Consider the following 25449-nt stretch of genomic DNA (forward strand, 5'->3'; position numbering starts at 1 on the left):
TTTTCTAATAAAACAGGGATATTCCCGCATTGAAATACAGGTTCGGATTTCCGTTATACTCTGTATTCTGTTCAAATCTTTTATTCATCGCGAACAGTGTTGCAAAATTAGTAAATATTTTCAGGTCTGTTCTGGCAGTTACCTTTTGGTAGAACTGAAGCCCGAACTGAGGTCCCAGCTTTGAAATGCTGTCGAACTCATGATCGTTTCCGATTACATTATCATACAGTAAGGTATTGGAAGATGCAGCCTGGTAATCAAGGCTTGTGCTTAAAGGAAAATAGGACATTGCTCCTACTTCCAGATTTACTTTCTGCTTATCTGTAAAGAAAATATCTTTATTGAATTTCAAATTAAGGTTCAGGCTTTTTACATATTTATAAGTGGCTCCCAAAAGATCGATCGCAGAAAAATCACTGTAAACGGCTTCAAGTGTGGTTCCCAGCTTTATTTTCTGTCCGTCTCTCAGAAGGAAATGATTGGCCGTTGCCAGCCTGTCCAGTGTCATTCTGTAGTTTTGCCCGAATTCTGCATTGTTATAATTATCACCCGTAATGCTCTGGAAGTTCACATTGGACATGAAGTCCATTTTGTCTCCTTTGTACCAGTAATTGGCATCAGTACGGTAATTAACAAGGCGGTATTTCATTTTTTCCAGACTTTCGTCAAAATAGGTTGCCCCATTAGTCTGGTTTCTCTTTTCAGCATCATTCCCGAAAAGGTCCTGCATTTTTTTACTGTAAGAAAAATTGATATTGAAGAAATTCCTGCTGTTTTCAAATGCATAACCCCCACCGAAGTTTTTATCAATGGTTCTGTAGCTGTAATCCGTATAGGCCGGGAAATAAATCAATCTGCCGTACCCATTGGAAAATCTCACATAATATTCCGGGTTAGCCGGGGCATTTACGGATTCGTTGACGGCTATAAGATCATAGGTTTCAGATCTTCTTCCCAATCCTCCGAAAACGGAAAGCTGATGTTTTCCCAAACGGTATCCTGCAAATAGTTTCCCTGAATAATCTGCGGTATTGATGTCCGGTCTTGGATCGGATTTTCTGTAGGAACTCTGGTTTTTATAATCAATCACAGCACCCAGTTCAAGGCCTTTCCATGGGTTGTAAGACATTCCTCCCTGTACTTGGTAATTCTGGGTTTCCCAATTGGCTTTTTTAGGTACGAAAAGATAATTCGGGTTCAGAACAAACTGATCTTCAGTTCTTCCGTTGGTAAGGTTATAGCCTAAATTTTCTTCGGTAATAAATTGGTAATCAAAACTTCCTAAAAGTCTTAATTTTTCTGAAATATTAAAGATCCCCTGTGTTTTAAAAGCATATTCATTGGACTTTTCTGCCGTCTGTACACGCTTCATATTAAGATCTTTAATGGTTGCGCTCAGCTCTGTTTCCGTAAAGTCTGAAAATCTTTGCTTTGAAAACTGTACGGGATTTTCCCAGATCCTGCCTAGCTGATTGTAGTAGACCTGGTTTGCCGGGATAAAAATACTGTCATGCAGCTGTGCCGAAACACAACCGAATGATAGTACAGGAATGATATATAACGTCTTGAATTTCATTGTATGTTATTGCTGGAAACCTCTTGGATTTGCCGTTTGTTTTACAAAATCGTTTGCTGAATTGTTGGTATCTTCCAGAACTTTTCTTTTACCTCCGTTATTAGGAAGATCTACCAGTGCTTTTGTCTTTCTGATCACCGCCTGAGAGTTGAAAGAAGCATCGCAGGCAATGGAAGAAGCATCAATAGAAGCGCTCAGCATTTTCGGTCTCTGGGAGTTTGGATTGTAGTGCTGAAGGTCTACTCCGTCAATAATGATATTGTTAGGAATCTGTTTAAAGTATCTTGTATTGGAGTTCACCGTTGTTACGGACGGGTCTGAATAATCAGGAAGCGCATCAAGATCATCAGCCCTGAAGATTACAAAGCTGTCTCTTCCCAGATTATCTATGATAAAGTCATTATTCGGGCTCCAGTATCCTGTTCTTCCCCAGTATGCGATCTGCATATCCGGTACGGCTGGATTCTGAATATCGAATTTATATACCGGCTGTCCGATAGAAAGGTTATAATTTCCTAAATAAACTTCAAAATTGGAAGTACTCAGATCTACCGTAAGGGCCGGATTCTGGATGGTAATCGGGTTTCCGGTGTTATCTACCAGCGGGGCTTTATGATTAACTCCGTTTTGTGCAATTACAACACTTTCTCCCGGCAAAATCGGGTACTGTGTTCCGTTTCCCGGTACTTTTATAACATAATCGGCGTAAGCGTAGTCCGTATTGGCGGCATTTCCCATTGTCATTCCTATAGATTTGCTCCAGTCGAATTGTCCGTTAGCCTGGGAATAGCTATTGTTGGTTGCCGTATTTACTTTTCCGTACAGCTGTCCTATATAAAGTCCGTCCGCATAAATAATCTGGTCGGAGTTATTGTAAATTTCAATAAACTGGTCCCTGAAACTGGCTCCCTGCAAAGCATGTGATCCTGCATAATAAACCTGTTTAATGAGAAGATCTCCTACTCTTGCTCCTTTTACCTCTACAGAAGTAGACTGTATATTGGCACTGATGATGGCATTTTCCTGAACCCCGTTAAAGCTCATTTCTGCAGAAGCTGCTTGGTACCCGAATGTAGCAAGGAATTCATTGGAAAGCATTTTTTTAGATACGGTAATCTTGTAGGTTCCCGGAATAACGTTCTGAAAATTGGCATAGCCATTCGCATCCGTATTCAGCGTGTAGGTATCTCCTGAATTATTATTGGTCATCACAACGGTTGCTGTTTTGGCCTGTTTATCTCCGTAAACGGCTTTATCGTAAGAAACTTTAACCTGATAAGCAACGGGCTGAAGTGTAGCATTGCCACCGTTTCCGAAATCATCATCACGACAGGAAATAAGCATCAGTATTATTGTGAAAAGGCTTAATAACTGTTTCATAGTGTTTATTTTTTATAATAATGTTTAAAATTGATATTCTATTTTGGCTCCGAAAGAAAGCTTCAGCAAATCGGTCTTCAGCGTTTCAATGGTTGTCCCGTTTTCTGTTTTGGTCTGAATCTGTTTTAGATCAAGGAAATTATTGGCATAAAAAGAAAACCGGAATCCGTTTTGGAAATCTTTGGAAATTTTAAGGTTGAAATTATGAAATACTTTTCCCAGCTTTGAGTTCTCTTCATCTACATCATTATCCTTAATGCTGGCAAACTGTTTAGGATCATTGATCTGTTCAGGAGTCATAATCACCTTTTCCATATTGGTATTGATGTAGGCATACAAAACTTTCGGGTTATAGATCAGCTTGTCATCAATGAAGAAATGCTGGGTACGCAGGGAGATTACCAATCCTGCTTTCGGAAGGTGATAATTTAAAGCTGCACTTATGGTCATCTGCTTGTATTGGGACTCCACAGATCTGTATAAGCCATATATCGCTCCGTCCGCAAGAGTTTTGGAATCTTTATAACGGTCTACATTGGAATTGTTTTTTGTTTCTACATAACTTCCGTTAATATCCATGCTGATATTCTTTATCGGAAGCTTGTTCAGATTCATCATTAATTCCAATCCTTTGTCTTCGGATTTAAGGCTGTTGACGATCCTGTTCTGCAGGTAATAAAAATTACTGTATCCGATAACGTCGTAAGTGGGCGTATTGTTTCCGTTATAATTGATCTTAAGATTAGCCTGCTGTCTTTTCGAGGCATAATATTCGTTGGTAAAACCATCATAAAGCTTGTTATAAAAAGCTGTCAATCCTACATTTCCGTATGCAAATTTATAATCGATTCCCACTTCGGAACGGATACTTTTTGAAGGTTTAAGGTCTTTATTGTCAGCAAAATCTACGAAAGTCTGCACTACACCAAGGTTATAATACCCCGGAAGACGTACATCGGCAAGAACCTGGTCATAGTATCTTGGTCCTGTGTAGATCATATTGATGGAAGGCGCTTTGGAAGCTATCCCGAAACCTCCCCTGAATTTGAAATTTTTATAAATAAGGTAGGAATTGATCCTCGGCTGCAATACGGAAGCTCCGAACTGGTTATCAAATCTTACCCCGGCATTCATGTTAAAAATATAATTCCCGAATCTTTTGAAAACATTGTCTTCCGCATATACGGAGTATTGGTATTCGGCTCTTACATTCTGGCCGAAATTATACGGTCTGAAGGACTGACCGCCGCCTGCGAAAGGAGTAATCAGCGTTTCCGGGGTTCCCAGTCTTCCTGCTCCTTTATTATCACTGCTTCTCAATGAGGTTCCTGCGAGGAAATTGTGAATCCAATCGCTTTCTGTTTTAAGATTCTTTTTCAGCTCGGCAGAAATAAACATGGAAATCGGTTTTCCTTCCACTTCCTGCACCTGCCTGTAATTGATAGGGGTGTATGAGCCTGTGTAAACGCCGTCTGTAGTACTTGTCCCCACGATCTTACCACCGGTATTCACAAGCTTGGAATCATAGGTATTCTGGTAAGCGTGGCTGTAATTGGCATTGATGCTTAGATTGTCAAAGAATGAATCTTTGAATCTCCAGTTGAAACGGTTCGATATTTTGAAAGACCTGTTTTTATTTTTGATGATCTGCTGGGAAGTATCTTCTTCCTCAAAATTGGCATTATCAAGATTATTCCCGTAATCTACAGAGAGGGAGTTGCTGATGTTCTTGTTTTTGTTGTAAACCGTCCACATCAAACTGGTAGTGACCCTTTGATAGCGGTTAAATTTTGTTCTCGGATCTGAATTTGAGCTTAAATAATTGACATTAACGTTTAAAAAGCCTAATTTATCATTAATCTTCAGCCCTTTGTTAAGGTTGAATTCCTGTGTTCCTTCTCTTAAAGCAATATAAGCCCTGTAAGGAGTTTTCCCGCTTTTCTGCTGGATATTCACCAGACCGGAAGTAAGATCTCCGTATTTGGCCGAGGGAATTCCCTGAACGACTTCTACACTTTCGATATTTTCGACCGGAATTTCCCTGAGGTCAACCCCGAAATTGGCATTGGAAAAATAGCCGTTATAGCCGTTTCCTTTTCCAAATCCCAGCATATTCGGGTTGAATAAAGAGCCTTCGTTGCTTAAAGACGGCGATATCGTGGAATAATTTCCCGTATATCCCTGCATATTTTCATTATTGGAAATAGGAATTCCGTCTACAACAACAGCTGTACCGAAAGATTTGTTCCCGAAACCGTCTGCTCCTGTTCTTGTTAAAGATCCAAGATTCGTTGAACGGAAAACAATGGGTTTAAATTCATTAAGGGAAAGGTTTCTCTGCTTCTGCCCTGGAATCTGCTCCAAAACTTCATTTAGTGAAAATGCCTGAATGTTCTTCAGTGCTTCTTCTTTGATCTCAATCTCGGAATAGTTTTTCTTTTTGGCGGCTAGTGCAATTTCCTTGATACGGATTGAGGCAGCCTCCATTTCTACGGTAATGCCTTCAGCCGGCACAGTGGTGTATGTTTTTCTTTCTTCAATAAGTCCGGATCTCGAAAATACCAGTGTTTCATTAGAAAGATAATTGATCTTAAATAGCCCCGAATTATCGGTTACCGTCCAGATTCCGGTATTTTCCACCCCAACCTTGACTCCCGAAACAGGCTTCTTACTGTCCGCTGCCACTACAATCCCGGTCACCGTCTGACCACTTACGGAAAGAATAACAAACTGAAAAGCAAGCAGTAATACTTTTTTCTTCAACTTTAACAATTTTTGGCAAAATTATTTATAATTTTTCTAAATAAAAACAAAAGTGAATTGAATTTTTATGATTTTTTTCTTCACAAGTTGTAGAATTATTCAAAAGAGAAATAATTTTACCGGAAATCTATAAAATCTGGAGAAAGAAAAAAGCTAATCAATGTTATATAAGCAACAATAAAAAAGAGAAGCAAAATGCTTCTCTTGATCTTTAAATATTTGAATTTTTAAATCTTTCAATCAAAAATTACATATGGATTGGTCTTTTAGCCGTAGCATCCAGTGCTGCTTCTTTAATAGCTTCTGCATATGTCGGGTGGGCGTGAGAACTTCTTGCGATATCTTCTGCACTTGCACGGAATTCCATAGCAATTACACCTTCTGCAATAAGGTCGGCAGCTCTTGCTCCAATGATGTGCATTCCCAAAACCTCGTCAGTTTTTTCATCAGCAATAATCTTCACAAGTCCATCAATATCACCGCTTGCACGGCTTCTACCTAAAGCTCTCATCGGGAAAGAACCGACTTTGTAAGCTACTCCTTCTTCTTTCAGCTGCTCTTCGGTTTTACCTACTCCAGCAACTTCAGGCCATGTGTATACAACACCCGGAATCAGGTTATAATTGATATGCGGCTTTTGTCCTGCCAGTATTTCGGCTACAAGAACTCCTTCTTCTTCAGCTTTATGGGCAAGCATTGCTCCTTTGATCACGTCTCCGATTGCATAGATGTTAGCCACGTTAGTCTGTAAGTGATCGTTTGTTTTTACTCTTCCTCTTTCGTCAAGTTCCACACCTGCTTTTTCAAGAGCAAGGCCGTCTGTATAAGGTCTTCTGCCTACAGAAACTAGACAATAATCTCCTTCTACAACTACTTCTTCTCCTTTTTTATCTTTAGCAGTGATTTTTACAGTATCTCCGTTTCTTTCAACAGCAGAAACAGCGGTAGAAAGCATAAATTTCATTCCCTGTTTTTTAAGAACTTTAGTCAATTCTTTGCTTAAAGCCCCATCCATTCCAGGAATGATTTTATCCATAAATTCAACAACAGTTACCTGAGCGCCTAATCTTAAGTATACGGAACCTAATTCAAGACCGATAACTCCTCCACCGATAACCACTAAATGCTTAGGGATTTCCTTAAGATTTAAAGCTTCCGTAGAAGTAATCACTCTTTCTTTGTCAAGAGAAATGAAAGGTAAACTGGACGGCTTGGAACCGGTTGCGATAATGGTATATTTGGATTCGATGGTTTCTGAAGAACCGTCATTTTTAGTTACTTTGATCTGAGTAGCAGATTCGAAGCTTCCCAATCCTTCAAAAACAGTGATTTTGTTTTTGCTCATCAGGTAGTTGATTCCATCTGTATTCTGTTTTACCACTTCGTTCTTACGCTCGATCATTCTTGCGATATCAGCCTGTGGCTCGTTGATAATGATTCCGTGGCCTGCAAAGTTGTGCTTCGCGTTCTCGAAATGCTCAGAGCTGTCTAAAAGCGCTTTTGACGGAATACATCCAACGTTAAGACAAGTTCCGCCTAAAGTTGAATATTTTTCAATAATTGCTGTTTTGAAACCTAACTGAGCTGCACGGATAGCAGCCACATAACCTCCAGGACCAGAACCGATTACGGTAACATCGAATTGACTCATGTTATTGTATGAATTTGTTTGTTATTATCTTTCTTAATTCTCACAAATTTACATATAAATTACCAAGCACCAAAGTGAGTTTTATCAATTTAAAATTGATCATTATATGTTTTTAAGTTTGTGGAATATATTATTTCAGCATTTTTATATTCTCTTCGTCTCCTTCTTTCAGATACATTGCTGTAAAAACAAGTGGTTTTTCTTTGGATGCATTATCAAAATGAAGAATTTTCGCATTTTTTGGCTCATAGAAAGCATCTCCTTCGTGAAGGATCACTTTCTGCCGGCCCTCGATCTGAAAAACAGCTTCCCCTGATCTGATGATTCCCAGCACCGGACATGGGTGCAGATGTTTTGGAACCTCGAGTCCTGGTGCCAGTGTTATTTCCTGGATTTCCGTAGTCTTAACTTTCTGATTAATGGCGGTTTTTAATAATTCCTTTCTGGAGATCTGGTTCTGCTGAGCCGTTATTACAGCAGAATTCAGTATCAGAACAATGATTACAAATGGCTTTACAAAATTTCCCATTTTATTTTATTGTTAAATTATATTCTAAGTTTTTATGGCTCCAGATTCAGTTTTCCCTGCCCAAAAGTCCCTGTACTTTCAAAATAAGAGCCTCCATAAACATACCATTCCAGGGTTTCGAGATATTCCGCTGCATTTTCCGGTGTGATCTGTAAACGGTCTTTTTTCGAAACAATTCCTTTGTACCATCTTCCCGATCTGGAAAAACTTTCGTATTCAACAAAATAATGAATCCATATTCTTTGGCACAGTTTACACTGCTGAACGGTTACTTCTCCATATCTTCCGTTCGTATGATCTGTACCCAGTTCCGAACTTCTGTATTCGGTATAATGGTAGCCGGGTTTTTCACAAGCGCACCCTATTTGGTGGATCTTCTTCATTGATTGTTATTGATTTTATCAGATCCAAATCTAAGAAAATAAAATTCCATAAGACCAATATGATACATACTACTTCATTAAATCCAGCAAAACTTTCTCATACTTATCCAGAATAATATCCTTTGAGAATCTTGATCTGATGGAATTTCTTATTCCGTCACGGTCATAATTTCCCTGCAGGACTTTCATTATTTTCAGAGAGAATTCTTCGTAGTTTTCAATATCAGAAATTTCCCCGTTCACCTGGTGCTGGATAATCTCATTGATTCCGCCCGGGCAGTTATTCGCAAGGGAATAAGTTCCGCAGGCTCCTGCTTCCAAAAGAACATTCGGGAAACCTTCATACCGTGAAGAAAGGATAAAAAGATCTGCATATTTTAAAAACTGGTACGGATTGTCCTGTTTGCCATGAAAAATTACATTTTTCAAACCCAGAAAATCTTTCATCTGGAGAAGCACCTCCTTATCCTGACCATCGCCCAGAATATGAAGCAGAACATTTTCGTTTTTAAGCCTTGAAAATACTTTAAGAAGATTGTCAAAGCCTTTTCTTGCTGACAGATTTCCTATAGCTACCACATTTTTGTAATTGTATTTAAAGCTTTCCGGCTTTACAGAAATATTCAGCTTGCCATCAATAAAATCGAAATCAACAGGGTTGTTGATCTTAGTAATTATTTCATCTTTAATATTAAAATTATCTATTAAATCCTTCCTCATATCATCACTCTGAGCAATTATTCTGTGATAATTATTATAGAAATTATAAAAAAATTTTATTTCCTTTCTGGAAACATGTTCTGAAACCACATTGGTTTCCCTGGAGATAAATTTGGTACTTTTCAGAAATGGGATAAACGGCGACATAAAAGCAGAGATTTCTCCCCATCCTGAAAAGAATATATCCGGTTTCTCCTTATGGATAATAGGCAATATTTTTAATACCGAAAACCTTATCCTTTCTATTCCCAGTTCTCTAACTTTTATGTTTTTTTTAAGTTCAAGAGTAGGGAAATCTACATTTTTAAAAAGTAAAAGTGTAAACTCATACTTGTCCTCATCCAAATGGTTAAGCAGTGTAAAGATGATTCTTTCCGCCCCCCCAAAGGTAAGTCCCGGCAAAAGAAAGTATACTTTTTTTTTCATTATTTCACACCTCTAAAAATTCTATAATACAAATACTGCCAGATAGTTGGATGGTACCAAATAAAATTGTCCTTTGTTCCGGATATGGTTTTTAACCTGTCATTACAAAAGTCCTCAACTGCCAGTTTTAATATTTTACATCCTTCTGCCGTCTGATACAACGGATAAGTAGTAAAATTATCTGATTTTTCAGGCAAAACCCTAGACTGATAAATTACTTCTCCCGTATCCACTCCTTTATCTACCAGGTGTACCGTAACACCGCAGTTTTCTTTGTCATTGTTTACCAAGGCCCAATAGCAACCATGTATTCCCCTATATTTAGGAGTAATTCCTTCATGAGTATTAATAAAGGTTGCATTTACATTATTCAGAATCTTTTTGGAGATAATTCTGCAACCATTAACAATCACCAAATCAGGCTTTAATTCCTGCAAAAGCTTAAGTGTTTTATCTGAATTTACTGAATCTGTTGTTTTCAGAACTGTTTCAGGAATCGGAGATAAATCCACTTCCAATTTTTTTATTACTTTCTCTGTTTGATTTTTTGAAAATTTCTTAATAACCGGCAATAGTAAAACTCCAAACATAATTTGTCCCCCTACATTTATCCAGCCTAATTTTTTAGCACGATTTTTCATAATCTGCTTCATTGGCACTGCATTTTCCTCTATTACCGCAGAAATATTAAAATCTTTTATCAAGGCATTATAAGCAATTGCTGATGAACGTGTTTTTCCAGCCAGCATAACAATCTTTTTACTATTATTTTTTTCCATATTCTTGTGCTATCTCCAACATATTTTTACTTTGAAAATTATATTTCTCGTTCAGATACCTATAATGTTGAAATATTTCTTCTAAAAATGCTAAATTTTTATTCTGGTGAATTCCTATATCGTGTGGATGAAACCAAAGATGAAAAATTTCATTGTTTTTGGCCGCATACGTCATCTGCTGCTTTATTCTACGAAGTTTTAGCTTGTCCAGATATTTTATTTTTTCTGAGTAAGGCCTGAGCCATCTGCTCGCCCGAATTACTATAAAACCGTTATCAGAAAGATCAGAAATCTTTTGTGTATGATGGCTTCCTACTTTTACGAAATAATCTAAATACCTGAAGGCTCTTTTTATCAACCCTTCATCTGACCCTCTTGCTGGTGAATGGTACCAAATTTTTTCAGTTCCACGGTAAATTGAAATACCGTTTCTCTTTAAAACTTCCAAATAGTTATCATTAATCTGGTGTCTGGGAAAAATAAAAGATTTTACATCAATCCCATTGGCAGAAGAAACTGCTATGGCAGCTTGTGTATCTGCCTCAAACTGATTTTTATTCTGTCCGCTTTCCAAACAGTAATAATGTGAAAAGGTATGGCTTCCAATTTCCTGATATGGAACATCCTGAATCATTTTTATCAGCGATTTTCCGTATAATAAACGGCCATCTAACTTTTCTGAGGATTGAATAAAATCATAGTAAGGTGAAAGATTTTTTTCAATATAGGAAGGCCTAATTTCCGGAGTGTATTTTTGTAAATCCTGAAAACTTTCAGTCATCATAGCGCCTACTGAGGCCCAGGTGCAATGAATTTCATATTTTTTATAAAATTCCAGAAGTTTGGGGACTACGCTCCAAACTCCTAAAACATTCTCACCATATTCCTGAATAGTCTTTTTATCCCGGATGCCCCAATATAACTCAAAATCTAATGATACAGTAAAAATGCCATTATTCTTCATCATGTGTTTTGCCTGCAAATTTACTTTTTTTTTTTGAATTCTTAATTTGAAAAAAGGATTGTTATTGTTGTCAATTGGCTACATCACTGATGAATTTTATCCTCAGCATCCTTACTTCCTCATCGGAAAGTTCATCTCCAAATTCATCAAGCAGCACTTTCATGCTGTCACTTTCAGATTCGGTCATAAATTCTATGAAGCCGTCTACAATATCTTCATCAAAATTATCTTCGATATAATAGTCGATATTCAGTTTTGTTCCCTGGTAGACGATACTTTCCATTTCTTTTAAAAGCTCGTTCATCGAAAGGTTTTTGGCTCTTGCGATATCCTCAAGGTCAATTTTTTTGTCGGTACTCTGGATAATGAAAACTTTATGGCTGGATTTGTTGGCTACCTGCTTCAGTACCATATCCTGGGTACGTTCTATATTGTTGTCTTCAACGTAAGCCCTGATGAAGTCTGCAAATTCTTTACCGTATTTTTTGGCTTTTCCTTCTCCTACTCCGTAGATTTTTGCAATTTCTTCCAGCGAAACAGGATACTGAACCGTCATATCCTCCAAACTTGGATCCATAAAAACCGTGTAAGGCGGAATTCCATGCTTTTTGGCTACTTTTTTTCTCAGGTCTTTTAACTGTCCGAAAAGGTTCTGATCCAGACCTGCACTTCCCTGCATTTGTATCTGCTCACTATCTGCTTTGGCCTGGGTAAGATCAAATTCTCTGTCTTCTGCAATGAGGAAGGATTCTTTACATTGGCCTTCCAAAAAATTCCTGGCCTTTTCAGACATTTTCAAAACTCCGTAGGTTTCAATATCTTTCTGTAAAAATCCCTGAACGGTAGCCTGTCTTAAAATGGTTTTCCAGTAATTATCTTTTTCCTCTTTTCCAAAACCGAAATGAGAAGTCTGTTCTAATTTATATGATTTGGTAACGGCATTTTCTTTCCCGGCAATAACTGAAATCAGGTCTTTTGCCTTGAATTTCTCACCTGTATCTCTAATAAGTTTTAAAACTTTTGTGAGATCTGCTGTTGCGTCTTTTAATTTTGGAGGATTGGAAGAATTGTCGCACATATCTGCTCCGTCTCCTTTCACCGGATCAAAATTCTCCCCGAAATAATAAAGGATGTACTGCCTTCTGCTCATTGAGGTTTCGGCATAGCCTACCACTTCATTTAAAAGCTGCAGTCCGATTTCTCTTTCGGAAACGGGTTTCTGTGCAAGGAATTTTTCCAGTTTTTCAATATCCTTAGGGTCATAAAATGCCAGGCAATAGCCTTCGCCGCCATCTCTTCCGGCTCTTCCTGTTTCCTGATAATAACTTTCAAGAGATTTGGGAAAATCATAATGGATCACAAAACGTACATCCGGTTTATCAATTCCCATTCCGAAGGCAATGGTAGCTACAATAACGTCTACTTCCTCCATCAGAAATTTATCCTGATTGGCGACTCTTATTTTCTGGTCAAGCCCCGCATGGTATGGAAGTGCATTGATACCGTTTACCTGCAGCAGCTGTGCAAATTCTTCCACTTTTCTTCGGCTTAAACAGTAAACAATTCCTGATTTTCCTTTATGCTGGCTGATAAATTTTACGATCTCTTTATCTACATTTACTTTCGGGCGTACTTCATAATACAGGTTTGGACGGTTGAAGCTTTCTTTGAAAACCAACGCATCATTCATTCCCAAAGTTTTCTGGATATCATCCTGAACTTTAGGGGTTGCAGTAGCCGTTAAAGCGATCACCGGAACATCGGCAATCTTATCGATAATTGATTTCAGGTTACGGTATTCCGGTCTGAAATCGTGTCCCCATTCCGAAATACAGTGTGCTTCGTCAATAGCTACAAATGAAATCTTAACTTCTTTAAGGAAATCCAGATAATCATCCTTGATCAATGATTCGGGAGCTACATACAAAAGTTTGGTCTTTCCCCCTTTGATATCGTCAAAAACCTGTTTGGTCTGTGTCTTATTTAATGATGAATTTAAAACGTGGGCTACCCCATCATCAGATGAAAGGCCGTTTACCGCATCTACCTGATTCTTCATTAACGCTATTAAGGGCGAAACCACGATTGCCGTACCTTCCGAAATAAGTGCAGGAAGCTGGTAACATAAAGATTTACCGCCGCCTGTCGGCATTAAGACAAATATATCTTTCCCACCCAGTAGGTTTTCTATAATTTGTTCCTGCTGGCCTTTAAATGTAGAGAACCCGAAATACTTTTTCAATTCGCCTGATAAATTGGCTTTTTTTGCGCTCATCTAATTTTCTATTGCTAAATTTGCATCCAACTCAAAGTTATAAAAATTCTGCTTAAAATAAAAGCGAACGAATTTATAAAAAATAAAACTTATATTAAATATTCTTTTTTAAATATAACGTTTTTTAATGGATTTTTTGTATGCCTTAAAATTATAAAATGGAAAGAACCGATATTATTTCAATTGCCAAAAACACTTTAGAGATAGAAATTTCAGAACTTGAAAAATTAAAGAACAGAATCAATGAAGATTTTGCCAGAGCAGTAGAGATTATTCATTCGGCAAAGGGGAAATTAATTGTTGTGGGAATCGGAAAATCTGCCCATGTAGGTAACAAAATTGTCGCCACTTTAAATTCTACAGGTACGCCTTCGCAGTTTCTTCATGCTTCCGAAGCCATTCACGGAGATCTTGGTGTGATTCAGAAGCAGGATGTGGTTCTATGTATTTCAAATTCGGGAAACTCACCCGAAATAGCCAACCTGGTTCCTTATTTAAAGGATTATTCTTCTGCCCTGATCGGAATGACGGGGAATAAAAACAGTAAACTGGCCGAATTCTCCGAGATTGTTCTTGATACCCATGTAGATGTGGAAGCCTGCCCGAATAAACTGGCACCAACGAGTTCTACCACTATCCAGATGGCGCTTGGTGATGCTATGGCCGTTGCTTTGATGGAGCTGAATGATTTCAGGGAGAATGATTTTGCCAAATTCCATCCGGGAGGAAGCTTAGGAAAGAATCTTGTTTCAAAGGTAGATCAGTTCCTGTCGCCTCAAAAGCCGCAGGTGGAAGAAAATGCACAGGTGAGAGATGTTATTATTTCAATCAGCGCATCAAGCCACGGGATTACGGTGGTAACCCATGAAGAAAAGATTATTGGGGTAATTACCGACGGAGACCTGAGAAGAATGCTGATGAAGGGTGGTGATATCAGTAAAGTCCTGGCAAAAGACATCATGTCCGCCAATCCTAAGACCATTGAAAGGGATACGCTAGCAAAAGAGGCTATGAAAATTCTGAAAGAAAACAATATCGGACAGCTTATCGTTACGGAAAACGGAAAATATTTCGGGATCATAGATCTTCATACATTGCTTGACGAAGGGATTAATTAATCTGCACAAAATCATTTTTAAAGAATTCTGAATACTGATTATTATTTCATAATTTCGCAGACTTAAACAGCCTAGCATTAACGGGGTTACTGTTTCAGATAGATTTTAGTATATGGACGCAAAAAAAGAAATGTCCTTCCTGGGACATATTGGAGAATTAAGGGGCCACCTTGTCCGTTCAATTATTGCCATTGTAATTGTTGCAATAGCTGTAGGATTCAATATCAACTGGATCATGGACCATATCTTTTTTGGACCTACCAGAAATGATTTTCCAACTTTCAGGATAGTCAATCATTTTTCAAGAATGCTTTTAGGAGAAGACAGCATTCATCTTCCGAAAGATTTCCCTATCCGTGTACAGAGGCTTTACCAACAGTTCAACGTGATGATGGCCGTATCTGTTTTCGGAGGTCTGGTGGGTGCTTTTCCTTATATTGTATGGGAATTATGGAGGTTTATAAGTCCTGCGCTGCATCCCAGAGAGAGAAAAAATTCCATTTTTATTATCAATGCAGTATGGATTTTGTTTATGACCGGAGTTTTATGCGGTTATTTTCTGATTCTTCCGTTTGCGGTAAATTTTGGAGTTATTTTTAAAATCTCGGATATTATTATCCCGCTTTACGACTTAAGTGATTATACTACTCTATTTTTACAGGTAATTTTAGGGATGGGAGTTATCTTCCTTTTTCCTATTCTTATTTATTTCCTGACCAGCATCGGCATTTTAACACCTATGTTTATGAAGACTTACCGCCGTCATGCTATTGTCCTGATTATGGTAGTTGCAGCGATTATTACACCTGCGGATGTTTTAAGTATGCTTATGGCTGCTTTTCCACTGCTGCTGCTGTATGAATTCAGTATTATCATGTGTTCTTTCACTTATAAGAAAGTACAGAGAGAGGCGGCCAACCTTCCTGTAGTACAGAAATAATTTAACGAAATAAGATTTATATTTTCAAAATAAAAAGCCTGGTTTTAACCGGGCTTTATTCATTGTTTTATACAAAGTTTAATCCAGATATTGTGTAGTATAAGGAAAGCAAACATGGACAAAAATTTTGGTCCCCAACCATTTATCCTTATCATCAGTATTTACATTTTTTCCTACAGACCACTCTATTGTGCCATTAATTTTTCTATTTTTGATAGAATTTAATTTGATTTTAAATGAAAAAGCTGACATATACACTTTTATTTGCTTCAGGACTTGTTTTCGGACAGTTTTTTGAGAAAGATAAGGTCTTCACCAAGGAAGATACATTAAAGGGTTCCAATACCAAATTCAGGGATTTTTGGGATGTCAAGAAGTATGATCTTTCCGTAGAGCCGGATTTTGCTCAGAAAAGTATTAAAGGGTATAATAAAATCAGCTTTGAGATTACCAAAGACGTTACTGATCCTGTTTTCCAGATCGATTTGCAAAAACCGATGAAAGCAGATAAAGTAGAAGCCGATTTTCCGGTTGCCAACTATAAGCAGGATAGAGATTTTATTTTTGTAACAGCAAAAAAGAAATTCAAAAAAGGTGAAAAATTCAGTATTGATGTAACCTACTCCGGAAATCCTGCCATTGCAAGAAATGCACCGTGGGATGGCGGCTGGCTTTTCACCAAAGATGAAAAAGGAAATCCGTGGATGAGTGCTGCTGATGAAGGAATAGGCGCATCTATATGGCTGCCTACAAAAGATATATGGAGTGATGAGCCGGAAAACGGAGTCGTTATGAAGATCATTACCCCAAATGACCTTGTAGGAGTTGGAAACGGAAGACTGACCGGCAAAAAAACGGAAGGTAATAAAACAACCTATACCTGGGAAGTAAAAAATCCGATCAATGCCTACTCCATTATTCCGAATATTGGTAAATACGTCAATTTTAAAGATACATTTACCGGTGAGAAAGGAAAACTGGATCTGGATTACTGGGTGCTAGACTACAATCTTGAAAAGGCAAAAAAACAGTTCCAGCAGGTAAAACCTATGCTTTCCGCATTTGAATACTGGTTCGGGCCATATCCTTTCTATGAAGATTCATATAAATTGGTTGATTCCCCTTATCTGGGTATGGAGCACCAAAGCAACGTAGCGTATGGAAACGGTTATCAGAACGGTTACCGCGGTATTGATTTTTCAGGAACGGGTGTAGGGCTTAACTGGGACTACATCATTATTCATGAAAGCGGCCATGAATGGTTTGCCAACAATATCACGGCAAAAGATCAGGCGGACATGTGGATTCATGAGGGTTTCACGATGTATTCCGAGGTTCTTTTCACAGAAAAGTATATGGATAAAAAATCAGCGGATCTGTACGCTGTAGGAATCCGTAACAAAATTGATAATGATGTCCCTATTATTGGAAAATATGGCGTCCGTAATGAAGGCAGCGGTGATATGTATCCAAAAGGAGCCAGCATGCTTCATACCATCAGGCAGGTAATTAATAATGATGAAAAATTCAGACAGATCTTAAGAGGCCTTGGCAAAGATTTCTATCATCAGACTGTTACCACAAAGCAGATTGAGGATTATATGTCAAGCAAATCGGGAATTGATCTGTCAAGCATCTTCAATCAGTATTTAAGAACCATAAAAATTCCTACCCTGGAATATTCGCAAAACGGAAATTCCTTAAAATTCAGATATACGGATGTGGTTAAAGGACTTAAACTTCCTGTCAGAATAGATGGCGACCAGACCATTACACCAACAGAAAGCTGGCAGACGGTAAAACTTAAAAATAGTACCCCTGTAGAATTTAATAAGAACTATTACATTAATTACAGTAAAGTTTAATAACAGAAATTGCGAAAATGCAAAAAGACAAATTCGCGGAAAGGCAAAATCGTTACATACGGGTTTGCCTTTTTTATTTTAACCTGTTTCACCATATAATTTTTTCACTTCTAAAAAATTTAAGAAAATTTTAATACTGTATTCGTAACAAATTGTTCAAAAAAACTACTATTTAACTATAAATATTTAAACCTAATGAGAAAAACAGCAATCAGTTTGGGGATTTTCGCCGCTTTTCTGGCTAATGCCCAATCCATAAAAACTACGATTGACCTTGTGAATGTAAAAGACGACAAGGTAGCCGTTACTATGGAATTCCCGAAAATGAAATCCGGGGATATTAAGTTTCATTTTCCAAAGACCGTTCCGGGTACATACTCCGTAGATGATTACGGAAGATTTGTGGAAGGAATTAAATTTTATGACAATAAAGGAAGGGAACTTACTTATACTAAAGTGAATGACAATACATATTCATTAAAAAACGCCCAGGCATTAAGCAAAATAACCTATCTGGTAAATGACAGTTTTGATGATGAGATGGATACTTCAAAACACAAAGCAGTATTTTCTCCGTCGGGAACTGATATTGAAGAGGGAAAAATTTATATGATCAATACCCACGGATTCATTGGATATATTGATAATATGCAGGATGTTCCTTATCAGCTTATTGTTGAGAAACCAGCCGGATTCTACGGAACAACAGCCCTTGTGGATCAGGACAAATCTGATGCTACAGATACCTATACGCTTGCCAACTACGCTAAAGTAACAGATTCTCCGCTGATGTACACCAAACCGGATTATATCACCTTCAATGCCGGAGGAATGGATCTGGTACTCGGAGTTTATTCCCCTACCGGAAAGTATAAGGCTGCAGATTTTAAAGACAACCTTGAAAAAATGGTACAGGCCCAGAAGAAATTCCTGGGTGACATGAATACGAATAAAAAATATGCGATCATGCTTTACCTTTCCGGAGGTGAGGGACCGCAGATCAAAGGTTTCGGGGCACTGGAACATCACGAGTCAACCAGTGTGGTGCTTCCTGAAATGATGCCGAAGGAAGCTATCGACAAAACCATTACGGATGTGGTTTCTCATGAGTTCTTCCATACCGTGAATCCTTTGAAGACCCATTCTGAAGAGATCCATTATTTTGATTATGCAGATCCTAAAATGTCCCAGCACTTATGGATGTACGAAGGCGGAACAGAATATTTTGCCAATCTTTTCCAGATCCAGGAAGGCTTAATCAACAAAGATGAATTCCTGCACAGAATCAGTGAAAAAATCACCAATTCAAAGAACTACAACGATACAATGCCTTTTACGGTGATGAGTAAAAACATTCTGCTGGATGAATATAAAGACCAGTACAGAAATGTGTATGAAAAAGGAGCATTGCTGGCAATGTGCCTGGATATTGAGCTGAGAAAGCTGTCTAACGGGGAAATGGGCTACCGTGATATGATCAGGAAGCTGTCCCAGAGATTCGGAGAGAACAAACCTTTCAAAGATGACAAACTGATTGATGAGCTGGTAACAGTAACCGGATACCCGCAGGTAAAAGATTTCTACAATAAATATATTGCAGGAAGCCAGCCTACACCTTATGCAGAATATCTGAGCATGGCAGGCGTAGAAATCAGTAAAAAAGATACTCCCCCTCTTTTCTGGTTCATTAAAGATCCAAATCAGACAGGCTATAATGATAAGAATAACACTTTTGTATTCGATGAAAGCTCTGCCTTATCTCCTTTCGCAAAAAGTATAGGTTTCAAGATCACAGATGAAATTGTTGCTCTGGACGGAAAAACCATCAACGTACAGAATATGCAGGATTTTATTAATTATGCTAAATCTATTAAAGAAGGACAGAATGTTACTGTTAGCGTTCTTAGAAAAAATGGTGCTAAAACTGATAAAATAGACCTTAAAGGAAAAGCTGTTCTGGATAAAATGACAATAGAAACCTTGCAGTTTAAAGCCAATCCAACGCCGGCAGAACAGAAACTGCAAGATCAGTGGCTTACCGGAAAGAAATAATTTTGGAAATTAATAGTTAATAAAAAAGCGGAGAATTTTTCTCCGCTTTTTTAATTTCTTATTTAGTGTTTTGCTTATCTAAAAGTTCAAGGGTATGCTTTACGTGATCATTTCCTTTCCATTCATCATGGCCCGGAATTACCTTTGCAGTAGAAGGATATCTGGCCTGCAGCTTTTTCATTGTCAGTGGCCATTGCTGTACATTAGCCTCTCCTGTATACCCCAGATCAACTGCTGCACTGCTTTTCACCAGACAGCCTCCGTCAAGAACATTATATTTTGGAAACCATACCACCACATTGTCTGCCGTGTGGCCTTCACCAAGGAAATCCACAATAAATTCCTCTCCTCCTATTTTATATTTCTTCCCGATCTGTGTTATTTTACTTGAGGTTGCTTTTCCTTCTTTCTTCAGTAATTCGTTGGTTTTGGCTGTGGCATAGGTCGGAATACCTTTTTTATTGTAAAAGCTAAGATCTCCGGCTCTGTCTTCGTGAGAATGTGTTGCAAAAACAGCAATTACCGGTAAGTTATGGCGTTTTTTTATTGTATCCATAAGGCTCTGGTACTGGGTTTTCTGCCATGGAACATCAAACAGTACCACTCCTTTTTTTGTAATCAGATAAAGCGCGTTGGTAGAATATTCTTTTCCCCCGAAAACTCCGAAAGTTTTATACAGATAAAGTTTTTTGCCAAAAGGTTGCTCAATGACAAAATCACGAACCTGCGCATTAAAAAAATTAACAAGAAATAAAGACAGAACTGTAAGAACTTTAACATTTTTCATCATAACTTTTATAGGATTTAATTGATAAATAAAATACAGATTGGAAATGCCTGTGAGCATTAACTGCATCCGAAAGAGGTACAAATTTATCTATTATTTTGTGTAAACCTGCTCACATCAGAGGGGTTTAACTTTTTTTAATACTATAAAAACCGGCATTACAAACAAATTTGCACATATTGAGATGAGGGACCTTAGAACAATGTCAGTCTCTCGTTTCAGAGTATGTATAGAATTTTTAACCACAGATTTCACTGATTTGCACAGATGGTGTACATAATTTTAGCATTTTAATAAAATATAACATTAACATCTGTGCAAATCAGTGAAATCTGTGGTAGATAAAAAAAACAGAAAATATTGAGATTTTGTATTTGAATGAGAAATTTCTATACTTTTCTTATTGTAATTCTGAATGTACTGCCCTTTCCTACTTCTGTCTGAGAAATTTTAATATCCCCGTTATGATATTCGTGAATAACCCTTTTTGCCAATGAAAGGCCTAGTCCCCAACCTCTTTTTTTGGTTGAATAACCCGGCTTAAAAGCATTTCTTGCCTGCTGTTTGGTCATCCCGCTGCCGGAATCTTTAACTTCTACAAGAATATTTTTATTTCTTTCAAAAACATACATACTTAAGGTTCCTTCTCCTTTCATAGCATCCACAGCATTTTTTACAAGGTTTTCAATAACCCAGCTCATCAGGATTTTGTTGTGCGGAACCAGGATAGTATATGTTGGAAGATGCAGACTGAAATCTATTTTCTTTGAAATCCTTGTTTTGAGGTAATTATAATTCTCTAAAATAGTCTCATTGAAATTCATATCATTCAGTTCAGGAACAGATCCTATTTTGGAAAAACGTTCAGAAATAGTCCTCAGTCTTTCGATATCTTTTTCAATTTCGTATACTCCTTCTGATTCCGGATTATCCAGCTTCATGATTTCCATCCATCCGATCATGGATGATAAAGGAGTTCCGATCTGGTGGGCGGTTTCTTTGGCAAGACCAGCCCAGAGATAGCCTTCATCCGTCTTTTTGATCGTTCGCAGGAACCAGAATGAAAACAGAAAATAACACAGGATGAAAAAGCCAAGGATAAAAGGGGAATACCTTAAATCGTTAAGCAGCCTGGAGTTATCGTAATAGACAAACTGGTTATTTCCTTCAGGAATTTTAATTTCGATCGGAGGGTAACTTTTTGCCATTTTTTTGGCCAGAAGTGTAATCCGGACCGGATCGTTTTCAATTTCCCTGGGAATATTTTTATGTACCATAGGTTTGTCATCCTTATCCAGTACAATCATTGGAATAGTATTGTTAGAGCTGTATATTTTAAGAATCAGTTCCTGAACTTCCAAGCTGGGTGTTACTTCCTGCTGAAATTTCAAAGCACTTACCAGGATATCCACACGTTTGATTTCCTCTTTTCTGAGAAAATTGATAAGAATAGTGGAAGCAACCACAATGGTAACCACCACTAAAGTCATCAGTAAAAATATAATCCAGTTATTCAGCCTGGCAAATATGGATTTCCTCAAAGCTCTTTTATTTTAAGACATTCAGAATTTTCTGCAGTTCCGCACCTCCGCTTCCCTGGTAATTATTAATAATGATTGAAAATACATATTTTCTACCATCTTTCGATGTATGATATCCTGCAAAGGATTTTGTATCCCTCATTGTTCCGCTTTTCATCTTCATCCCGTTGTCCTGAACCGGAAAACCGTCATAATAAGCATCAAACCAGGGTTGTTTTTTTGCATACAGCAAGGCCTGTACTTCAGCTTTGGCAGCAACATAATTCTGTGGAGACAGTCCGCTTCCGTCTGCAAAATTGATCATATTCGGATTAATACCTTTAGATTTCCAGAACTCTTTTAAATAAGCAATCCCGCTTTTAAAGCTGGAATTTCCTTTCTTTTCTTTTCCTAACGTTTTAATTAAAGTTTCCCCGTACATGTTGACACTTTTCCTTAAAAACCAATACACCATTTTATCCAGTGTCGGGGATTCGTAAGTGAGAATTATCTTTTTTGCAGCTCCGGGAAGCTGTTTCCCTTCCATTTCAAGCTGTGAGCTGGTTACTATTTTCCCTGAAATTTCTATTCCGGATTCTTTAAGCCATTGTCCTGCTTCTGTTCCTAATTGCAGCGGCGGATCAGGTACCGAACCGGAAACCGTAACTGTTTTTCCGGCTGGCAATGTACCGTTGATTAAAGCTACATCAGAATGAGGTGCGGTGAAAATAAGACTTTGATCTGAATTGCCGCCAGCTTTAAGATCATTCAGCCATTTTACATTTTCAAGCGGATAAGAAAATCCTTTAAATTCCGTCCCGTTTATATTGATATCAAACTGGTTTTCCCTCCAGTTGATTCCCCAGACTCCTGCTCCGTAATAGTTTCCGAGGTCATCCCAAGGCCATCCTCCGGGAATTGTCTGATGGTCAAAATAGGAATCATCAATGACCAGATTGCCGGAAATTTTTGTAATTCCGGAGCTTTTAAGGGCTTCTATTAATTTCTTTTTAAAATTGTCAGGCTTGTAGGCATCATACCGCCAGCTTCCCAAGGTAGGATCCCCATTCGAACTGATGATAAAATCTCCGTTCAATGTTCCTGAAGAAAGGTTTCCTGAATAACCTGCCGTTGTTTTATAGGTAAAATTCTTCCCTAAAGTTTCAAGTGCTGCACCGGCAGTGAAAATTTTCTGCGTGGAAGCTGTTGAAAGGCCTTTATTACCCTGGTATTCGTAGATAAGCGTTCCGTTTTCATCAGTAACGTAAAATGATAAGCCGGACGAAACAGCCCCCGAAGAATCCATAAGGTCTTTGGTTGCTTGATCCAGTTTCTGTGCCATATTCTGGGCAGATATCGTGTGAACCGACAGTATAAGAACTGCAAGCGTTTTTTTCATTGCCAAATTTTTTATCAGTCTGAATTATTATTGTAATGCTCCGGCTGTTTTTAATATAATGTTTCCTGTACAGAATGTTTTCAGACATACTGCGGAACAGAGTCAGTACATTTTTCTTCAAATCCAGATCAAATATAATAAAAATAAGAGCTTGTTTTTATGATTTAAAGTATTGTCCCTGCTTCTATTTCATAAGGTTCTTTATCTTTTTCGAAGACTCTTGTCAGCTCACTGCCTTCTACCGTGATGCTGTCTCCTATCCTTCTGATCCAGTTTCCTTCACGAAGACCTATTACTTTTATATCATTTTGAGTCAGGAATTCTTTGATTCTCGTTTCCCTGGTTTCCCCGTTGTGTTTCAGTTCAGGATTCGGGTCAAGATAATGAGGGTTGAGATTGAACGGAACAAGTCCCATACAATCGAAGCTGGGTGGATAAACAATAGGCATATCGTTGGTGGTTTTCATATTCTGTCCACCAATATTGCTTCCGGCGCTGCAGCCAAGATATGATTTTCCGGATTCTACATTTTCTTTAAGGACAGTCATTAAGCCTTCCTCATGAAGAGTTTTTACCAGTAAAAATGTATTTCCGCCACCTGTAAAATATCCTTTGGCATTATTCAAAGCTTCTGTTTTATTTTCAAACTCGTGAAGTCCTTTTACTTTAATATTGATGGTTTCAAAAAAAGAACGTGCTTTTTGAGTATAATCATCATGGGAAATTCCGCCCGGCCTGGCGAAAGGAACAAAGATTATTTCGTCAATTCCTTTATATAATTCAATCAGTTCTTCTCTCAGGTACTCTAAATATTCTCCTCCGAAAATGGTGGAAGTGGATGCCAGTATAATGTTCATATAAATACGTTGATTATTAAAAAAGTTGGATTACAAAGATAAACTCAATCACTAACGAATCAAAAATTAAGCTAAAAAAATAAATTTATCCGTTAATATTCTCTAAAAAAACTTAAAGCCTCTAAAATTTAAACTTTTGTGGAATTATTATTGAATTTTAGAATTAGAATTTTAAAAATGTAAGATTATGAAAATGGTTAAAGTTAATATTAAAAATCTATTCTTAGGGTTACTGTTTGCAGGAACTGCAGGTTTCGCGAATGCACAGACTACTCAAACAGACAGTGCAAATAATGCAGCAGCAACTACTGCCCAGAAAGGAAACCCGACAATTGACGGACTGAAAAAACAAATCGAAGCCAATCCAAAGGATACCGATGCATTGGCAAAATTAGCAACAGCATATCAGGATGCTTCCGACTGGACGAATGCAGTGGATACATGGAAAAAAATATCTGCTCTGTTACCGGATTGGGCTCCGTCTTACTACAGTCAGGCTTATGCATACCAGTCCGCTAAAGACGATGCCAATGCAAAACTTGCTTATGAAAAGTATATTGCAACAGTAAAACCTGAAGAAGTGGAGCAAAATAAAAAGAATCTGGCCTATGCCTATTTTTATATTGCCTTTGCAGAACAGCAAAGCGATCCCACTAAAGCAAAAGAACATATTGCCAAATCTATAGAATATGATCCTACCAACCAGGATGCTGTAAAACTTAGCAAAACTTTAAATTCTTAATACAATAAAATCCGGAAAAATTTCCGGATTTTGTTTTTATGTTTTTTAATTGATTTTTTTACCAAAAAAGTCAGTTTCGCCCTTCAGATACAGAATGATTTTATCAATATTCCGCTGGATGCTATCTTCTGTTTTTAAATGGCTGATATAACGGATCAGCTCAAGTTTTCTTGAAGGAACTAAGTTTTCAAAATTTGCCAACGTAACCGGATTATCTTTAATGGCCTGATCCAGTTTGGGGTGAATAGGAATACTTCTGTCCGAATCATCAAATTCAATAGAAATCTCAATTATTTCACCTATTCTTTTGGGAGAATTTTTGAGCATTACAAGATTGACATACAGTCTCCATTCTCCAAGGTATTTCATCAGATTCTGCTTAAATTCTTTTCCGTTTACCGTTCCTTTTACAGGAATAGGGCTTTTATTCTTTCCGGAAGTTTCAAAAATGGTGTTTAAAACATCTTCAGGAATAAAAACAAAAGGATTGATGCCAATGATTTCCAGTTTTGCCGTAAAAGAATTGTTTTTCATATTTAATAAAGATAGTATTTTATTGGATGCCCGGTGCCGGTTTCGGGTTTACAGCTTTCTGCAACTTCTAACTTCTAACTTCTAACTTCTAACTTCTAACTTCTAACTTCTAACTTCTAACTTCTAACTTCTAACTTCTAACTTCTAACTTCTAACTTCTAACCAAAATTAAAATTTTTCACTCGCAAA

20 protein-coding genes are annotated in these 25449 nt (G+C 37.7%); 5 read left to right on the top strand and 15 right to left on the bottom strand.

Features of this window, described 5'->3' with window-relative positions:
- Window positions 1–4: 4 nt before the first annotated feature.
- The 10 genes from HNP36_RS06655 to recQ all read right to left on the bottom strand — a co-directional run bounded on the left by HNP36_RS06655 (window position 5) and on the right by recQ (window position 13446).
- Window positions 5–1576 (bottom strand): DUF6850 family outer membrane beta-barrel protein, encoded by a 1572-nt coding sequence (locus HNP36_RS06655; protein ID WP_184159176.1) that lies wholly within the window; start codon window positions 1574–1576, stop codon window positions 5–7.
- A 6-nt stretch (window positions 1577–1582) separates the two neighbouring features.
- Entirely contained in the window at window positions 1583–2956 is a 1374-nt protein-coding gene (locus tag HNP36_RS06660; RefSeq protein WP_184159174.1) for a DUF4876 domain-containing protein, read from the bottom strand.
- Between the two features lie 24 nt (window positions 2957–2980).
- The gene (locus HNP36_RS06665) at window positions 2981–5719 is read right to left on the bottom strand and encodes a TonB-dependent receptor domain-containing protein (RefSeq protein WP_184159172.1); all 2739 of its coding nucleotides are present in this window, start codon (window positions 5717–5719) and stop codon (window positions 2981–2983) included.
- Window positions 5720–5966: 247 nt separating this feature from the next.
- The gene (gene lpdA, locus HNP36_RS06670; protein ID WP_184159170.1) at window positions 5967–7370 is read right to left on the bottom strand and encodes a dihydrolipoyl dehydrogenase; all 1404 of its coding nucleotides are present in this window, start codon (window positions 7368–7370) and stop codon (window positions 5967–5969) included.
- A 130-nt stretch (window positions 7371–7500) separates the two neighbouring features.
- Complete coding sequence (locus HNP36_RS06675) at window positions 7501–7899, bottom strand: cupin domain-containing protein (RefSeq protein ID WP_184159168.1); 399 nt, start codon at window positions 7897–7899, stop codon at window positions 7501–7503.
- 32 nt (window positions 7900–7931) lie between these two features.
- Window positions 7932–8282 (bottom strand): hypothetical protein, encoded by a 351-nt coding sequence (locus tag HNP36_RS06680; RefSeq protein WP_184159166.1) that lies wholly within the window; start codon window positions 8280–8282, stop codon window positions 7932–7934.
- Between the two features lie 69 nt (window positions 8283–8351).
- Window positions 8352–9431, bottom strand: coding sequence for a glycosyltransferase (locus tag HNP36_RS06685; protein WP_184162210.1), 1080 nt, complete (start codon window positions 9429–9431; stop codon window positions 8352–8354).
- A complete protein-coding gene (locus tag HNP36_RS06690; RefSeq protein WP_184159164.1) occupies window positions 9428–10207 on the bottom strand; it encodes a formyl transferase in 780 nt (259 codons plus the stop codon). The genes HNP36_RS06685 and HNP36_RS06690 overlap by 4 nt, the downstream gene beginning before the upstream one ends.
- Entirely contained in the window at window positions 10194–11174 is a 981-nt protein-coding gene (locus tag HNP36_RS06695; protein ID WP_184159162.1) for a polysaccharide deacetylase family protein, read from the bottom strand. The genes HNP36_RS06690 and HNP36_RS06695 overlap by 14 nt, the downstream gene beginning before the upstream one ends.
- A gap of 67 nt (window positions 11175–11241) precedes the next feature.
- On the bottom strand, window positions 11242–13446 hold the full coding sequence (gene recQ / locus HNP36_RS06700) for a DNA helicase RecQ (RefSeq protein ID WP_184159160.1): 2205 nt from the start codon (window positions 13444–13446) through the stop codon (window positions 11242–11244).
- 158 nt (window positions 13447–13604) lie between these two features.
- On the opposite strand from recQ, the gene HNP36_RS06705 reads away from it, so the two are divergent.
- From HNP36_RS06705 to HNP36_RS06720, 4 genes are all read left to right on the top strand, one after another.
- Window positions 13605–14564: an SIS domain-containing protein gene (locus HNP36_RS06705; RefSeq protein ID WP_184159158.1), complete on the top strand. Its 960-nt coding sequence runs from the start codon at window positions 13605–13607 to the stop codon at window positions 14562–14564.
- Between the two features lie 112 nt (window positions 14565–14676).
- On the top strand, window positions 14677–15504 hold the full coding sequence (gene tatC, locus HNP36_RS06710; protein WP_184159156.1) for a twin-arginine translocase subunit TatC: 828 nt from the start codon (window positions 14677–14679) through the stop codon (window positions 15502–15504).
- 236 nt (window positions 15505–15740) lie between these two features.
- Window positions 15741–17369: a M1 family metallopeptidase gene (locus tag HNP36_RS06715; protein ID WP_184159154.1), complete on the top strand. Its 1629-nt coding sequence runs from the start codon at window positions 15741–15743 to the stop codon at window positions 17367–17369.
- A 195-nt stretch (window positions 17370–17564) separates the two neighbouring features.
- On the top strand, window positions 17565–19421 hold the full coding sequence (locus HNP36_RS06720) for a PDZ domain-containing protein (protein WP_184159152.1): 1857 nt from the start codon (window positions 17565–17567) through the stop codon (window positions 19419–19421).
- A 58-nt stretch (window positions 19422–19479) separates the two neighbouring features.
- Here HNP36_RS06720 and blaIND read toward each other — a convergent pair whose 3' ends face one another.
- From blaIND to pepE, 4 genes are all read right to left on the bottom strand, one after another.
- Window positions 19480–20208 (bottom strand): IND family subclass B1 metallo-beta-lactamase, encoded by a 729-nt coding sequence (gene blaIND, locus HNP36_RS06725; protein ID WP_410494175.1) that lies wholly within the window; start codon window positions 20206–20208, stop codon window positions 19480–19482.
- Window positions 20209–20597: 389 nt separating this feature from the next.
- Window positions 20598–21749, bottom strand: coding sequence for a sensor histidine kinase (locus HNP36_RS06730; RefSeq protein WP_410494155.1), 1152 nt, complete (start codon window positions 21747–21749; stop codon window positions 20598–20600).
- 7 nt (window positions 21750–21756) lie between these two features.
- Complete coding sequence (gene dacB, locus HNP36_RS06735) at window positions 21757–23127, bottom strand: D-alanyl-D-alanine carboxypeptidase/D-alanyl-D-alanine-endopeptidase (RefSeq protein ID WP_184159148.1); 1371 nt, start codon at window positions 23125–23127, stop codon at window positions 21757–21759.
- Between the two features lie 164 nt (window positions 23128–23291).
- On the bottom strand, window positions 23292–23984 hold the full coding sequence (gene pepE / locus HNP36_RS06740; protein WP_184159146.1) for a dipeptidase PepE: 693 nt from the start codon (window positions 23982–23984) through the stop codon (window positions 23292–23294).
- 187 nt (window positions 23985–24171) lie between these two features.
- Between pepE and HNP36_RS06745 the strand changes: the two genes are divergently transcribed.
- Window positions 24172–24726: a tetratricopeptide repeat protein gene (locus tag HNP36_RS06745; protein ID WP_184159144.1), complete on the top strand. Its 555-nt coding sequence runs from the start codon at window positions 24172–24174 to the stop codon at window positions 24724–24726.
- A 45-nt stretch (window positions 24727–24771) separates the two neighbouring features.
- Here HNP36_RS06745 and HNP36_RS06750 read toward each other — a convergent pair whose 3' ends face one another.
- Window positions 24772–25260, bottom strand: a complete 489-nt coding sequence (locus HNP36_RS06750; RefSeq protein ID WP_184159142.1) for a YdeI/OmpD-associated family protein — start codon at window positions 25258–25260, stop codon at window positions 24772–24774.
- Window positions 25261–25449: the final 189 nt, after the last annotated feature.

It is taken from the genome of Chryseobacterium shigense, from assembly GCF_014207845.1.
Lineage (GTDB): Bacteria > Bacteroidota > Bacteroidia > Flavobacteriales > Weeksellaceae > Chryseobacterium > Chryseobacterium shigense_A.